Below are 14,241 nucleotides of genomic sequence, written 5' to 3'. Positions count from 1 at the left end.
GGTCAAAGCCCCAGCATCATCCGCACAGTCGATTCCAGCCCGCGCCCAAGGGCGCGGGTATTTTCCGCATCGAGATGGATGCCGTCGATCGGCGTCGTCTTCGCGACGGAATTGCCGTCGAAGAAGCCGCAACCGAGTTCGTCGGCAAGGTCACGGTAAAGCGTAGCGAGTTTTGCCGATTCCTCGATGCCGCCCGGGAACGAAGCGGCAAAGGGCGCATTCCCTGTGGCGCAGATCGCCGGCGGCGCGATGATCAGGATGTCCGGCCCATCGAATTCGAAGGGCCAGGCATGATTGCGGATCAGGCGCACCAAACGGGCGATGCCCTGGCAGGCGGCAAAAGCCGATCCCGCCACGACCGACTTCATGTCGTTGGTGCCGAGCAAGATGATGACGAGGTCGAGCGGCGCATGCGTCTGCAGGATCGTCGGCAAGACGCGCGCACCGTTGCGATCGCAATCGGCGAGGTGGTCGTCGAAAGCGGTCGTCCGGCCGTTCAAGCCTTCCGGAATGACATGCGCCGCACCGCCGAGCGCCGCCTGCAAAACACTCGGCCAGCGGTCCTCATAGGCATGCCGTGCCAGCGACATCGGATCGTAGCCCCAGGTCAGCGAGTCGCCATAGCAAAGAACGGTCTTCGTCATTTCCGTCTCCGCTCAACGATCAGACGAGCATGCCCATCGGGGTTTCGATGTAGCCCTTGAAAGCCTGCAGCAGCTCGGCGCCGAGCGCACCGTCGACGCAGCGGTGGTCGGTCGAAAGCGTGACGCTCATCACGGTCGCGATCGCCATTTCGCCCTTCTTGACGATAACGCGCTGCTCGCCTGCTCCGACCGCAAGGATCGTCGCATGCGGCGGATTGACGACGGCTGCGAAGTCCTTCACGCCCATCATGCCCATGTTCGAGACCGACGTCGTGCCGCCCTGGTATTCCTCGGGCTTCAGCTTGCGGTCCTTGGCGCGCTTGCCGAGATCCTTCATCTCGTTGGAAATGACGGAGAGCGTCTTTTCCTCAGCCTTGCGGATGATCGGGGTGATCAGCCCGCCCGGAATGGAGACAGCAACGCCGACATCGGCATGCTTGTGCTTGACCATGTTGTTTTCGGTCCAGGACACATTCGCATCCGGAACGTCGCGCAGTGCGAGCGCCATGGCCTTGATGACCATGTCGTTGACGGAGAGCTTGTAAGCCGGGGCGCCATCCTTGCGCGGCGCGGCATCGTTGAGCTGGGCGCGAAGCGCCAAAAGCGCATCCAGCTCGCAGTCGACGGTGACGTAGAAGTGCGGGATGGTCTGCTTGGACTCCACCAGGCGGCGGGCGATCGTCTTGCGCATGCCGTCATGTGGCACCAGCTCGTAGGAGCCCGGTTCGAAGAGCTTGAGGACAGCCTCTTCCGTTGGGCCCTTGGCTGCAACCGGAGCGGCCTGCGGCGCGACAGCGGGAGCCGCTTTGGCGCCACCACCGGCGACAGCAGCCTCGACGTCGCTCTTGACCACACGGCCGTGCGGGCCGGAACCGGCGATTGCGGAAAGGTCGATGCCGGCTTCCCTGGCCAGACGCCGCGCGAGCGGCGAGGAGAAGGTGCGTGTGCCGCCCTCGCCCTTCGAGACCGCCTGCGGCACCTCGGTGTGAGGGCTCACATTGGCGTTTGCAGCGAGTGGGCCGGCTGGCGCCGTGCCTTTTCCTGTCTCATCCTGAGGAGGTGGAGGCGCGGAAGCGCTCGCCGCTTTCGCCTTGGAGGACGCCGCGGCCGCCGCAACGTCCTCGCCTTCGCCGGCAAGAACCGCAATCAGCGCATTGACCTTGACGCCTTCCGTACCGGCCGGAATGACGATCTTGGCGACAGTGCCTTCATCGACGGCTTCGACTTCCATCGTGGCCTTGTCGGTCTCAATCTCGGCGATCACATCGCCGGACTTGACGGTGTCGCCTTCCTTGACGAGCCACTTGGCCAGATTGCCTTCTTCCATCGTCGGAGAAAGGGCTGGCATCGTGATGTTGATAGGCATCGAAATACCCTCCCCTTATTTGTAGCAGACAGTCTTCACCGCATCGACGACTTCGCCGACATTCGGCAGAGCCAGCTTCTCGAGATTGGCGGCATAGGGCATCGGAACGTCCTTGCCGGCAATCGTCAGGATCGGCGCGTCGAGATAATCGAAGGCCTGCTGCATGACGCGGGTGGCGATTTCGGTGCCGACGGAGGACTGCGGATAGCCTTCCTCGACGGTGACCAAGCGGCCGGTCTTCTTGACCGATTCGACGACGGCCGGCAGGTCCATCGGACGGATGGTGCGCAGGTCGATCAGCTCGACGTCGATGCCGAGCTTTTCGAGTTCGGCGGCAGCCTTCGTGGCATAGGTCATGCCGATACCCCACGAAACGACGGTCGCATCCTTGCCCGGACGGTGGATACGGGCCTTGCCGATCGGCAGGACGAAGTTATCGAGCTTCGGCACGTCGAAGTGCTGGCCGTAGAGAATTTCGTTTTCGAGGAAGATGACCGGGTTCGGGTCGCGGATGGCGGCCTTGAGCAGGCCCTTGGCGTCGGATGCCGTATAGGGCATGACGACCTTGAGGCCCGGGATCTGGCTATACCAGGCAGCGTAGTCCTGGCTGTGCTGGGCGGCAACGCGGGCAGCCGCGCCGTTCGGGCCGCGGAAAACCATCGGAGCACCCATCTGGCCGCCGGACATGTAGAGCGTCTTGGCGGCGGAGTTGATGATCTGGTCGATCGCCTGCATGGCGAAGTTGAAGGTCATGAACTCGACGATCGGCCGCAGGCCTGCCATCGCAGCGCCGACGCCGACGCCGGCAAAGCCGTGCTCGGTGATCGGGGTATCGACCACGCGGCGCGGGCCGAATTCCTGCAGAAGCCCCTGGGTCACCTTGTAAGCGCCTTGGTATTCGGCAACTTCCTCACCCATGACGAAGACGCTCTCGTCGGCGCGCATTTCCTCGGCCATGGCGTCGCGGAGCGCTTCGCGGACGGTCATCGACACCATTTCGGTGCCGGCCGGGATTTCCGGATCGTTCGGTACGAAAGCCTTAGGCTCAGCCGGAACGGGCGCAGCGGCAGGCTTTTCTTCTGCCTGTTGGACAGGAGCAGCCGGCGCGGGCTGTGCGGCAGGCGCAGCGGAAATGTCGGATTCCGACTCGCCGTCCTGCAGTAGCACCGCGATCTTGGCATTCACCTTGACGTTCTCGGTGCCGGCTGGGACCAGCAGCTTGCCGATCGTGCCTTCGTCGACGGCTTCGACTTCCATGGTCGCCTTGTCGGTTTCGATTTCGGCAATCACGTCACCGGAAGTGACCTTGTCGCCTTCCTTCTTGAGCCATTTGGACAGCGTGCCTTCTTCCATCGTCGGAGAAAGGGCGGGCATGAGGATATCGATAGGCATGGGTTCCCTCCCCGATTAGAGCAGAATGTCGGTATAGAGCTCGGATACATCCGGCTCCGGATCGGCCTGGGCGAAATCCGCGCCGTCAGCAACGATATCGCGCACGTCCTTGTCGATGGACTTCAGGTCGTCTTCCGACGCCCAGCCCTTCTCGATGAGGCGCAGGCGCACCTGCTCGATCGGATCGGATTCGGAGCGCATCTTCTGCACTTCGTCCTTCGAACGATACTTCGCCGGGTCGGACATCGAATGGCCGCGATAGCGATAGGTCAGCATTTCGAGGATCATCGGACCCTTGCCGGAACGGCAGTATTCGATCGCCTCGTCGGCAGCAGCCTTGACGGCGCGCACGTCCATGCCGTCCACCTGGATGCCCGGAATGCCGAAGGACGCGCCGCGCTTGGAGAAGTCGGCCTGCGCGGTAGCGCGGGCGGTCGAAGTGCCCATGGCGTAACGGTTGTTCTCGATTACGTAGATGACGGGCAGCTTCCAGAGCTGCGCCATGTTGAAGCTTTCGTAGACCTGACCCTGGTTGGCCGCGCCGTCGCCGAAATAGGCGACGCTGACATTGTCGTTGCCGCGATACTTGTTGGCGAATGCAAGGCCGGTGCCGAGCGAAACCTGGGCGCCGACGATGCCGTGGCCGCCGTAGAAATGCTTTTCCTTGGAGAACATGTGCATGGAGCCGCCCTTCCCCTTGGAATAGCCGCCCCTGCGCCCTGTCAGTTCCGCCATCACGCCGCGGGCGTTCATGCCGGTCGCCAGCATATGGCCATGATCGCGGTAGCCAGTGATCACCTGGTCGCCTTCCTTGAGGGCGAACTGCATGCCGACGACGACCGCTTCCTGGCCGATATAAAGGTGACAGAAACCGCCTATGAAGCCCATGCCGTAAAGCTGGCCTGCCTTTTCCTCGAAACGGCGGATGAGCAGCATTTCGCGATAGGCCTTGAGCTCGGTATCGCGATCGAAATCGGCGATAGCCCCGCCATTCGATTGCTTGCTGTGAGGTTTTGCGCTGGTCTTGCGGCTGGAAACGGTCGCGGTCTTTCGCGGCGCCATTCAACCCTCCCTATGGGTTTGTCGTTTCTTGGGTGGCGCGTACCATAGGGAAGAAATTTGGCCACAGCAATGCCATAAATGCATGGCACGTATTCTGCTTTAAGCCATTGATAAACCAACAGAATTGCAGATTAACCTATTTCCGGTTAATTTGCATAAGAATTGAATATGACGATTTCGTCGCCCCGCGACATGTTCAGTTGATAGCGGGCTTTTTCGTCCAGCATGTCCTTGTCGAGCGAACCATCGCTCAACAGCGCGACCTGCTGTTCCAGATGTTCGCGTTTCACCTTCAAGACCGCAAGCTCGCGCTCGCGCGCAATCCGGCGCTTCTCAAAGCCTTCCGTGGCCCGGAGACCATAGTCGCCGTGAATGCAGTGATAACCGAAATAGGAGAGAAAAGCGACCGTCATGGCCGGAATGACGAACCGCCCAATCTTTCTCTTCTTATGATGCTTTGTCCACATACGCACACATGCTCTGAAACGCATTACCGATTGCAGCGAGCTTACGCCTGAGAGATTAACCGTCCGTTGACTATGAATTTCGCGCAACAAAAAACCCGCGCCGGTGAAGCGCGGGTTTCAAACAACTGATTCTTAAAGACTATCAGCCGCGGATGATCGAGCGGCCGGCGTAGCGGGCCTGCGGGCCGAGACCCTCTTCGATGCGGATCAGCTGGTTGTACTTTGCCAGACGGTCCGAGCGCGACAGCGAGCCCGTCTTGATCTGACCGCAATTAGTGGCGACCGCCAGATCGGCGATCGTGGAGTCTTCCGTTTCGCCAGAGCGGTGCGACATGACGGCGGTGTAGGCTGCCTTGTGCGCGGTGTTGACGGCGTCGAGCGTTTCCGTCAGCGAGCCGATCTGGTTGACCTTCACGAGGATCGAGTTGGCGACGCCCATGCGGATGCCGTCGCGCAGGCGCTCCGAGTTGGTGACGAAAAGGTCGTCGCCGACCAGTTGCACGTTCTTGCCGGCGAGGTCCGTCAGAGCCTTCCAGCCGTCCCAATCGTCTTCAGCCATGCCGTCTTCGATCGAGATGATCGGGTACTTGCCGGCGAGATCGGCGAGATATTCGGCCATGGCGCCCGATTCCAGCGTGCGGCCCTCTCCTTCGAGAACGTACTTGCCGTCCTTGAAGAATTCCGTCGAGGCGCAGTCGAGACCGAGGCAGATGTCGTCACCCGGCTTGTAGCCGGCTTTCTCGATCGACTTCATGATGAAGTCGAGCGCTTCCGGCGCGCTCTTCAGGCCCGGCGCGAAACCGCCCTCGTCGCCAACATTGGTGTTATGACCTTGGGCCGACAGTTCCTTCTTGAGGACGTGGAAGACTTCCGAGCCCATGCGAACCGCTTCGCGGATCGAATCGGCGCCAACCGGCAGGATCATGAACTCTTGGAAGTCGATCGGGTTGTCGGCATGCGCGCCGCCGTTGATGATGTTCATCATCGGAACCGGCAGGAGATGGGCACTCGCACCGCCGACATAGCGGTAGAGCGGCAGGCCGGATGCCTGGGCGGCCGCCTTGGCAACGGCGAGCGACACGCCGAGGATGGCATTGGCGCCGAGGCGCGACTTGTTCGGCGTGCCGTCCAGTTCGATCATGATGTTGTCGATCTGGATCTGGTTCTCGGCATCGATGCCGCCGATCGCGTCGAAGATTTCCGTGTTGGCAGCCTCGACGGCCTTTTCGACACCCTTGCCAAGATAGCGCTTGCCGCCATCGCGAACTTCGACGGCCTCATGCGCACCGGTCGAGGCGCCTGACGGCACGGCCGCACGGCCCATGCTGCCATCTTCGAGATAGACATCGACTTCAACGGTCGGATTGCCTCGGCTGTCGAGAATCTCGCGGGCGATAATGTCGGTAATTGCGGTCATGATCTCTTCCTGCTCGGTGGGTGATAAATCGTTCGAAGCTGTTTAATCGAAGGCACGCAAATTACAATGCCACACCGACGACAGACGGCTGGCACGGGCCTATAGCGCGAATATGTCAGGCTTTTGAAGAGACCGCTTGCCACGTCATCAATCCGCTGCCAGCGAGCTCGTTCCGGCGCTTCGAAACCTCAGGTTTTGAAAGCAACCTTCGTCACTTTCGATTTGGTTGTAAATTTATCGGTCAGTAACCAATCAATATTATAATTAATACTCACTGAGGAAATACTGCCCCGCTCTCCGGCAAGTAGTATTGCATGATGCGCTTCCTGGTGCGGTCCAAACCCGCCTGACTATGCCGACCTTCACGATTTCAGGTTCCCTCGGAAATTCCAAAATAATTTCAACGAACAGCATCTGTTCGCTATTCAATTCATGGGGCGCAGGATGAAACTCAATATTGCACGCAGTCTTGCAATCTTCGCGGTGGTCGTCACCGCTGGATTGATCGCTTCGATCGGAATACAGAATTACGCCTTCAACAAGCTGCGGGTGAACGGCGAGATGTACAGGCAGATCATCTACGGCAAGGATCTCGTCGCCGATATTCTACCGCCGCCCCTCTACGTCGTCGAATCCTACATGCTTGCGCTCGAAGCAGTGCAGCGCCCCGACGTTGCGAAGAAAAACATCGACCGCATTGAAGACATCCTGAAACCCGCTTATGAGGATCGCCGCAAATATTGGCTGACGACGGCGCTCAGCGGTGACCTCAAGCAAAAGCTCCTGAACGATGTGCTCGTCAAAGGCGACGTGTTTTGGAAGGTGATGTTGGAGGAACTCGCGCCGGCCATTCTCAAGAATGACTCCGCAGTCATCCCGGCGTCCTTCGAAACACTTGCGACGAATTTCCATATTCATGAAAGCGCCGTCAACAAGCTCGTGGATATGGCGAACACCTTCCTGGCGGATGCCGAAAAGGATGCCGCGGAACAGACACGCATCCTCTCGACCATCACGCTCGCAGCTGCCGCAGTCTCGCTTTGCCTGCTTCTCGGCGGCCTGTATGTCTTCCGACGCCGCGCCATCGTGCCGCTCTCGGCGATGCGCGACTATATGGCGATCCTTGCCGGCGGCGACTATTCGAAGGAAGTGCCCTTCAGCCGCCGCGGCGATGAGATCGGTGAGATGGCGCGGGCCGCTTACCGTCTTCCGCGAAGCCGCCGAAGAGCGGAACAATATCCGCGAGCGCCAGGATGCCGAACGTCAGGCCCAAACGCAGCGTGATGCGGCGCTTGCCGCCACCAAGGCAGATGAGGAAGCCGTCCGCGAGCGCGTCATCGCGAGCCTGAGCCGCGGCCTGGAACGCCTTTCCGGGGGCGACCTCACCGTCCAGCTAAGCGAGCCCTTCGAAGCGGCCTATGAAAAGTTGCGCGAGCAGTTCAATTCGAGCATCCACACGCTTTCCGGCGCGATGACGGAAATTTCGGCCGTCACGAATACGGTGCGGACCGGCTCCGGCGAAATCGCGTCGAGCACGGACGACCTGGCCCGGCGCACCGAGCATCAGGCCGCTTCGCTGGAGCAAGCAGCCTCGGCGCTCGACCAGATCACGGTCACCGTCAAGAACTCGTCGGAACGGGCCAATGAAGCGAACGCGATGATGACGGCGACCAAGGAAAGTGCCACCTATTCGGCAACCGTCGTGCATGAGGCGGTCGCTGCGATGGAGAAGATCGAGACATCATCTGTGCAGATCGGCGAGATCATCAACGTCATCGATGAAATCGCCTTCCAGACCAACCTCCTCGCGCTCAATGCCGGCGTGGAAGCCGCCCGCGCCGGTGAAGCCGGAAAGGGTTTTGCAGTCGTTGCGCAGGAAGTGCGCGACCTTGCCGGCCGCTCTGCCAATCTAGCGAAGGAAATCAAGCAGTTGATCGAGACGTCTTCCAATCAGGTGTCAGCCGGCGTTGCACTAGTCAACCGCACCGGTGAGGCGCTCAGCAATATCGATCAGCAGGTTTTCAGGGTCACGGCGCTGATCGAGGCGATCGTGCGTTCCTCTTCCGAACAAACGACCGCTCTCCTGGAAGTCAACGCCGCCGTCAACACAATGGACAGCGTCACGCAGCAGAACGCGGCGATGGTTGAGCAGACGAGTGCCGCTTGCCGCGAACTTGGTGAAGAGGCGATACACCTCAATCACCTGCTGTCCCGTTTCCGTCTCGACGACGTGACGGCCCCTACCGCAACGCGGTCGCACTCTAGCCAAAGGATGGCGCTTGCCGGCTGACGGCAGGCACCTCATGTCCGTTCAAGCCGCCTTGGCGATCGCGTCGAAGGCCAGCAGCTTTTCGAGCAGCCGGGGCATGTCCTTCAGATGGACCATGTTCGGGCCGTCGGACGGTGCGTGATCGGGATCCTCATGCGTCTCGATGAAGACGCCTGCCACGCCGACGGCGACGGCCGCGCGTGCCAGCGTCTCGACGAACTCCCTCTGCCCGCCGGTCGAGCCGCCCTGCCCGCCGGGTTGCTGCACCGAATGGGTCGCATCGAAAACGACAGGGGCGCCCATGGCCGCCATGATCGGCAGCGAGCGCATGTCCGAGACCAGCGTGTTGTAGCCGAAGGAGGCCCCGCGCTCGCAAAGCAGGATGTTCGGATTGCCGGTGGCATTCAGCTTGCCGAGGACGTTCTTCATATCCCAGGGTGCCAGGAACTGGCCCTTCTTCACATTGATCGCCCGGCCCGTCTTGGCGGCGGCAACGAGGAGGTCCGTCTGGCGGCTGAGGAAGGCCGGGATCTGCAGGATGTCGACGACCGGCGCGACGGCAGCGCACTGCTCTTCCGTATGAATGTCCGTCAGCACCGGAAAACCGAATTCCTTCTTGAGGTCGGCAAAGACTTCCAGCGCCTTCTCAAGGCCGATGCCGCGCTGAGCGGACAGCGAGGTCCGGTTCGCCTTGTCGAAGGACGACTTGTAAACCAGGCCGATGCCGAGCATTTTGCACAGCTCGCTCAAAACGCCGGCCACCATGAACGCATGCTCGCGGCTCTCCATCTGGCAGGGGCCGGCAATCAGTGACAGCCTGCCGCTGTTGGAAAAGACGACGCGGCCGGCACCTTCGCCGACTGCGACTTCGGAATTCGTATTGCTCATTGGGTCTCCTCGAAGGCGAAGATCGCACCCTGGCCGGGCGCCGGCTTCACCAGGACTCTGTTGTTCTTGCGTGTATAGGTCATCCCGTTATCAGCCAAAAGCGCTTCTGTCACGGCAAGATCGGTGGTGCGGAAAACGATAGCGCTGCCTCTAAGCCCCTTATCTGCGGTTAACGGCAGCGAATCGAAATAAGCCTCCATCCCTTCCGGCGACAGCAGGCTAATCCTGGTATTCGCTGACGCGATCGCCACGCCGAACGGCGTCCGCTCGATTCCCGTCGTAGACGCGCCCAACTGAAGAAACGAGCCGAAAGCTTCAGGCTCCGGCGCGCTTAGCACGATCTCCGAGATACCGGTTGCGCCATTCGCATGCTTTTCCAGCGCGCTGCGATCGGCCGGAAAGGCGTTGATGCGCTGGCAGGCGAAGAGGAAGAAATCCGGCACCCGAAGATCGGCGGCAAAGGCAAGCTTGAAAGTCCCCGTCGATTGCGACCCGTCCGGCATCTTGATCAGGCGCGAAAACTCCAGCATGCCGCCGCCGCTCTTTCTCGCCCGCACGAAGTGCGCATGATCGGCGTCCGCGTCTTCCGTGGCGAACACGGCCGCAGAGAATCCGTCATTGCCGCAGCGGAAGCGAAAGGCTTGGTCGCGTGCCACAAAGACGTTTCCGTGCCGCACTGCCTCTTCACATTCCTTCGCGCTCGCAACGCCAAGCGGCTCGAGATAGGTCTTGTCGGAGAAGAAAACGCAGGCATTCACCGTGCCGAAAGGATGACGGCCCTCGTCGGCAACCGTGAACCCCAATCGTCCCAGCCGCTCCCGCGCGAGATCGATGTTGGTGACAGGCAGAACAAGATGATCCAGCGGATGCAGCATGGCGTCACGTCTCCATTTCCTGTGCCGAAAGATGTGTGCCGGGTATCTTGGCTTTGCAAGCCGGGCGCCCTATCCGGCAAACAAAAAGTTTCGAAAACGAACGCAGTTGAGGGGAAATTTTACGAAAATTTAGGTACTTGCGGAACACATATGGAACATATAGTGTCTGTTCTGGCTTTGTTTCACGAAACTGGGGTTAAACTTCGATGCTGACGCGCAAACAACAGGAGCTTCTCCTCTTCATTCATGAGCGCATGAAAGAATCCGGCGTGCCGCCGTCCTTTGACGAAATGAAGGATGCGCTGGATCTCGCGTCCAAATCCGGTATCCATCGGCTGATCACCGCACTGGAAGAGCGCGGTTTCATTCGCCGCCTACCGAATCGGGCTCGCGCGCTTGAGGTGATCCGGCTTCCGGAAGCCTATAGCCCGAGCATTCAGCCCCGCCGCGGCTTTTCGCCGAGCGTCATCGAGGGCAGCCTCGGCAAGCTGCAGCCTACGGCCGTCCCGCCGAAGCCGGCGAACGAAGGCAATAACAGCTCCGTTTCGGTTCCCGTCATGGGCCGGATCGCGGCAGGCGTTCCGATCTCGGCGATCCAGAACAACACGCACGACATCAACGTTCCAGCCGACATGCTCGGCTCCGGCGAGCACTACGCGCTCGAGGTCAAGGGCGATTCGATGATCGAGGCTGGTATCTTCGACGGCGACACGGTCATCATCCGCAACACCAGTACCGCAAACCCCGGCGATATCGTCGTGGCCCTGGTCGACGACGAGGAAGCGACGCTGAAACGGTTCCGTCGCAAGGGTGCTTCGATTGCGCTCGAGGCCGCAAACCCGGCCTACGAAACCCGCATCTTCGGACCAGATCGTGTCAAGGTTCAGGGCAAACTCGTCGGCCTCATCCGCCGTTATCACTAACCGGCGGCCCATCGCCGGGCAAAGGTACCGCTGCGCCAATCATAGGCGCGGTGGCGGCTCCAGGGGCGATCGAGTTTCTCGAAGGCGGTTGTGATTTGTGCTGCTCCGCTTCCGAAGCGCAATTCAATAGCGCCGGTTTTCCGCAAGGTTTCGCCCGTGAAGGGCATCGCGCCGGATCGGCAGAGCGCAGCTGACCGGCGCAACGCCGATGTCCACGGTATGGCAAGCTGGACCAAGATAGGCGGCATTATCGAGCACCGTCAGCACGGAGCCATTTTCGAGCCGTTCCCGTACACCATGCTTTCTTGACGCAGGACAAATGGCTAGCCGCGGCAGTGTTCCGCATCGCATTTCTCGCCTTCTCCTGCTGCTCCGGGGAGAGCTCCGTTCTCTCGCTGGCTTTTGCCGAGTGGATCGGCGCTGAACCGGCATCGATGAATCGGGGCCGCAGATTGTCATCGATAGCCAGCGCCCTTTCCACTGATCGAAAATGAAATCCGGCGACGCTCGCCGTCCGACGCGAGCGAGGCTCTGTTGACGATGGCAACGAGGCTGCCGTCCTCTGCGATCACAACATCCGGTGCGGTTACGCCCGACATCAGGGCGACCAAAAGCGTCGAGACTGACATGATCGCGGTGCCAATATGCCGGAGCTTCGTGCGCAGCAGCGTAAGCAGCGGGAAGCCGGTGACTGCTACCGGAAAGTACCAGCCCGGCAGCCCGCCCACGCCGATGTCGCCACCCACGAGGATACTGTCTTTGCGGTCGCGATCACCAGATCGAGCCCGAAACCGACCACCCTCCATTGCAGCGCGTCGAGCCCGAAGGGCATCAGCAGCATGGCAATCAATCCAGCAGGCATGATGATGAAGGAGATGATCGGCATGGCTGCGGGATTGGCCCGCAGGACATAAGCCGTCAGCCGGTGAATATGCTCGATCGAGAACAATGCCGTCGAAAAGCCGCAGGATGCCGCCGAAAAAGCCCGAGACCGAAATCAGCAGCTGAAGCGCCCGAAGTTTTGCAAACGGGCTTCGCGCATCGGCCGCTCCTTCCATAGCGCGTATCCGGGGACCAGCGCCAGCGTCGCGGTAAAGGACATCTGGAAGCTCGGCCCCATGATCCTCGGAGGGCGGCGAGACGATGATGATGAGAAGCGCTGAAAGCGCCACGTTGCGAACGGCGGTTATTCGCGGGCGAGAGCTTTGCATATGCCGGAGGCTTCCTCCCGCTTTCCAAAAGCGCAAGGCAGGGGCATGCGGAACTGCCCGTCCACGACATCTGCTGACGCGGAAATGCGCAGCGTGCTCGTTTTCAACTCCGGCATGCACCCAGCCCGGCGGCACCTCTTAATACAACCCCGAATGCAGCCCAACGGGCGTTTCAGTAACAATAATCGATTGAAAAAAGCCAAAAAAATTGGATTGCCAAAAGCCGAATTAAATCATTGGCTTCCGTTATGCGCCTCCGGCATCGCAGGAGTGTCTAAAAGTTGATACTGCGATGCACAAAATGGCGCCACGGTAACTTGGCATTGGCGCCGTGATCATATAGCTATCGGAGAGGACGCTTAACCCTATGGCGCTTTTATGGCGCCGCCGCCAGTTTGGAGGATCAGCATGACGGATCAAAGCGCAACAATCAAAATCGGCGACAAAACCGCCAATCTTTCCGTGAAAAGCGGAACGATCGGTCCGGATGTCATCGATATTGGTGCACTGTACAAAAACACCGGTTCCTTCACCTACGATCCTGGTTTCACCTCGACCGCTTCCTGTGAATCGAAGATCACATATATCGACGGCGATGAAGGCGTTCTGCTGCATCGCGGCTACCCGATCGAACAGCTTGCCGAGCACGGCGACTTCCTGGAAGTCTGCTATCTGCTGCTTTACGGTGAACTGCCGACGGCCGCGCAGAAGAAGGACTTTGACTTCCGCGTCACGCATCACACCATGGTGCACGAGCAAATGTCGCGCTTCTTCACCGGCTTCCGCCGCGACGCGCATCCGATGGCCGTCATGTGCGGCTGCGTCGGCGCTCTGTCTGCCTTCTACCACGACTCGACGGACATCACCGATCCACATCAGCGCATGGTTGCAAGCCTGCGCATGATCGCCAAGATGCCGACGATCGCGGCCATGGCCTACAAGTACTATATCGGCCAGCCCTTCGTTTACCCGAAGAACGATCTCGACTACGCCTCGAACTTTTTGCGCATGTGCTTCGCCGTTCCTTGCGAAGAATATGTCGTGAACCCGGTCCTTTCACGCGCCATGGACCGTATCTTCATCCTGCATGCCGACCACGAGCAGAACGCATCGACCTCGACGGTCCGTCTCGCCGGCTCCTCGGGCGCCAATCCGTTCGCCTGCATCGCAGCCGGCATTGCCTGCCTCTGGGGTCCGGCTCATGGCGGTGCAAACGAAGCGGCCCTCAACATGCTTTCGGAAATCGGCACGGTCGACCGCATTCCGGAATATATCGCCCGCGCCAAGGACAAGAACGATCCGTTCCGCCTAATGGGCTTCGGTCACCGCGTCTATAAGAACTACGATCCGCGCGCCAAGATCATGCAGAAGACGACGCATGAGGTTCTCGCCGAACTCGGTCACAGGGACGACCCGCTTCTCGAAGTCGCGATGGAGCTGGAACGCATCGCGCTAACCGACGAATACTTCATCGAAAAGAAGCTCTATCCGAACATCGACTTCTATTCCGGCATCACGCTGAAGGCACTCGGCTTCCCCACGACGATGTTCACCGTACTCTTCGCGCTGGCACGCACCGTCGGCTGGATAGCCCAGTGGAACGAGATGATCGAAGATCCGCAGCAGCGCATCGGCCGTCCGCGCCAGCTCTATGTCGGCGAGCCGCCGCGCGACTACGTTCCGGTTTCGAAGCGTTAGGCCGCTTCCTCCCGAAAGGAAACCCGGTC

10 protein-coding genes and 2 pseudogenes are annotated in these 14,241 nt (G+C 60.3%); 3 read left to right on the top strand and 9 right to left on the bottom strand.

Going from position 1 to position 14,241, the window contains the following annotated elements:
• Window positions 1-2: 2 nt before the first annotated feature.
• The 6 genes from ACZ9BX_RS04450 to eno form a co-directional block, all read right to left on the bottom strand.
• Entirely contained in the window at window positions 3-644 is a 642-nt protein-coding gene (locus ACZ9BX_RS04450) for an SGNH/GDSL hydrolase family protein (RefSeq protein ID WP_027509426.1), read from the bottom strand.
• A 19-nt stretch (window positions 645-663) separates the two neighbouring features.
• Window positions 664-2,010, bottom strand: coding sequence for a pyruvate dehydrogenase complex dihydrolipoamide acetyltransferase (locus tag ACZ9BX_RS04445; RefSeq protein ID WP_476215969.1), 1,347 nt, complete (start codon window positions 2,008-2,010; stop codon window positions 664-666).
• 15 nt (window positions 2,011-2,025) lie between these two features.
• Window positions 2,026-3,402, bottom strand: a complete 1,377-nt coding sequence (locus tag ACZ9BX_RS04440; RefSeq protein WP_476215968.1) for a pyruvate dehydrogenase complex E1 component subunit beta — start codon at window positions 3,400-3,402, stop codon at window positions 2,026-2,028.
• A 15-nt stretch (window positions 3,403-3,417) separates the two neighbouring features.
• Window positions 3,418-4,464 (bottom strand): pyruvate dehydrogenase (acetyl-transferring) E1 component subunit alpha, encoded by a 1,047-nt coding sequence (gene pdhA, locus ACZ9BX_RS04435; RefSeq protein WP_476215967.1) that lies wholly within the window; start codon window positions 4,462-4,464, stop codon window positions 3,418-3,420.
• Window positions 4,465-4,610: 146 nt separating this feature from the next.
• Window positions 4,611-4,931 carry an FtsB family cell division protein gene (locus tag ACZ9BX_RS04430; RefSeq protein ID WP_027509422.1) on the bottom strand — a complete coding sequence of 107 codons (321 nt, stop codon included), beginning with the start codon at window positions 4,929-4,931 and terminating at the stop codon, window positions 4,611-4,613.
• Between the two features lie 142 nt (window positions 4,932-5,073).
• Entirely contained in the window at window positions 5,074-6,348 is a 1,275-nt protein-coding gene (gene eno / locus ACZ9BX_RS04425) for a phosphopyruvate hydratase (protein WP_476215965.1), read from the bottom strand.
• 444 nt (window positions 6,349-6,792) lie between these two features.
• On the opposite strand from eno, the pseudogene ACZ9BX_RS04420 reads away from it, so the two are divergent.
• Window positions 6,793-8,638, top strand: a pseudogene (locus tag ACZ9BX_RS04420) (methyl-accepting chemotaxis protein).
• A gap of 21 nt (window positions 8,639-8,659) precedes the next feature.
• Here the strand turns inward: ACZ9BX_RS04420 and kdsA are convergent.
• The gene (gene kdsA, locus ACZ9BX_RS04415; RefSeq protein WP_476215963.1) at window positions 8,660-9,505 is read right to left on the bottom strand and encodes a 3-deoxy-8-phosphooctulonate synthase; all 846 of its coding nucleotides are present in this window, start codon (window positions 9,503-9,505) and stop codon (window positions 8,660-8,662) included.
• The gene (locus ACZ9BX_RS04410; RefSeq protein WP_476215962.1) at window positions 9,502-10,380 is read right to left on the bottom strand and encodes a VOC family protein; all 879 of its coding nucleotides are present in this window, start codon (window positions 10,378-10,380) and stop codon (window positions 9,502-9,504) included. Before ACZ9BX_RS04410 ends, kdsA begins: the two co-directional genes overlap by 4 nt.
• A 206-nt stretch (window positions 10,381-10,586) precedes the next feature.
• Here ACZ9BX_RS04410 and lexA point away from each other — a divergent pair, with 206 nt between their 5' ends.
• On the top strand, window positions 10,587-11,303 hold the full coding sequence (gene lexA / locus ACZ9BX_RS04405) for a transcriptional repressor LexA (protein WP_132566276.1): 717 nt from the start codon (window positions 10,587-10,589) through the stop codon (window positions 11,301-11,303).
• Here the strand turns inward: lexA and ACZ9BX_RS04400 are convergent.
• Window positions 11,284-12,502: pseudogene (locus ACZ9BX_RS04400) on the bottom strand (ComEC/Rec2 family competence protein); the annotation flags it as partial. The gene lexA and the pseudogene ACZ9BX_RS04400 sit on opposite strands and share 20 nt — an antisense overlap.
• A gap of 420 nt (window positions 12,503-12,922) precedes the next feature.
• Between ACZ9BX_RS04400 and gltA the strand changes: the two are divergent.
• Entirely contained in the window at window positions 12,923-14,212 is a 1,290-nt protein-coding gene (gene gltA, locus ACZ9BX_RS04395; RefSeq protein ID WP_476215959.1) for a citrate synthase, read from the top strand.
• Window positions 14,213-14,241: the final 29 nt, after the last annotated feature.

The sequence above is a fragment of the Rhizobium sp. USDA 3886 genome (genome assembly GCF_056279785.1).
The sequence above is the reverse complement of the archived record's forward strand: the minus strand, read 5'-3'. Positions and strand labels throughout refer to the sequence as shown.

What these genes read in the sequence shown, in the direction of transcription:
- eno (WP_476215965.1), bottom strand. Translation starts at nt 6,348, where the DNA reads ATGACCGCAATTACCGACATTATCGCCCGCGAGATTCTCGACAGCCGA.
- ACZ9BX_RS04440 (WP_476215968.1), bottom strand. Translation starts at nt 3,402, where the DNA reads ATGCCTATCGATATCCTCATGCCCGCCCTTTCTCCGACGATGGAAGAA.
- ACZ9BX_RS04445 (WP_476215969.1), bottom strand. Translation starts at nt 2,010, where the DNA reads ATGCCTATCAACATCACGATGCCAGCCCTTTCTCCGACGATGGAAGAA.
- gltA (WP_476215959.1), top strand. Translation starts at nt 12,923, where the DNA reads ATGACGGATCAAAGCGCAACAATCAAAATCGGCGACAAAACCGCCAAT.
- ACZ9BX_RS04410 (WP_476215962.1), bottom strand. Translation starts at nt 10,380, where the DNA reads ATGCTGCATCCGCTGGATCATCTTGTTCTGCCTGTCACCAACATCGAT.
- lexA (WP_132566276.1), top strand. Translation starts at nt 10,587, where the DNA reads ATGCTGACGCGCAAACAACAGGAGCTTCTCCTCTTCATTCATGAGCGC.
- ACZ9BX_RS04430 (WP_027509422.1), bottom strand. Translation starts at nt 4,931, where the DNA reads ATGTGGACAAAGCATCATAAGAAGAGAAAGATTGGGCGGTTCGTCATT.
- pdhA (WP_476215967.1), bottom strand. Translation starts at nt 4,464, where the DNA reads ATGGCGCCGCGAAAGACCGCGACCGTTTCCAGCCGCAAGACCAGCGCA.
- kdsA (WP_476215963.1), bottom strand. Translation starts at nt 9,505, where the DNA reads ATGAGCAATACGAATTCCGAAGTCGCAGTCGGCGAAGGTGCCGGCCGC.
- ACZ9BX_RS04450 (WP_027509426.1), bottom strand. Translation starts at nt 644, where the DNA reads ATGACGAAGACCGTTCTTTGCTATGGCGACTCGCTGACCTGGGGCTAC.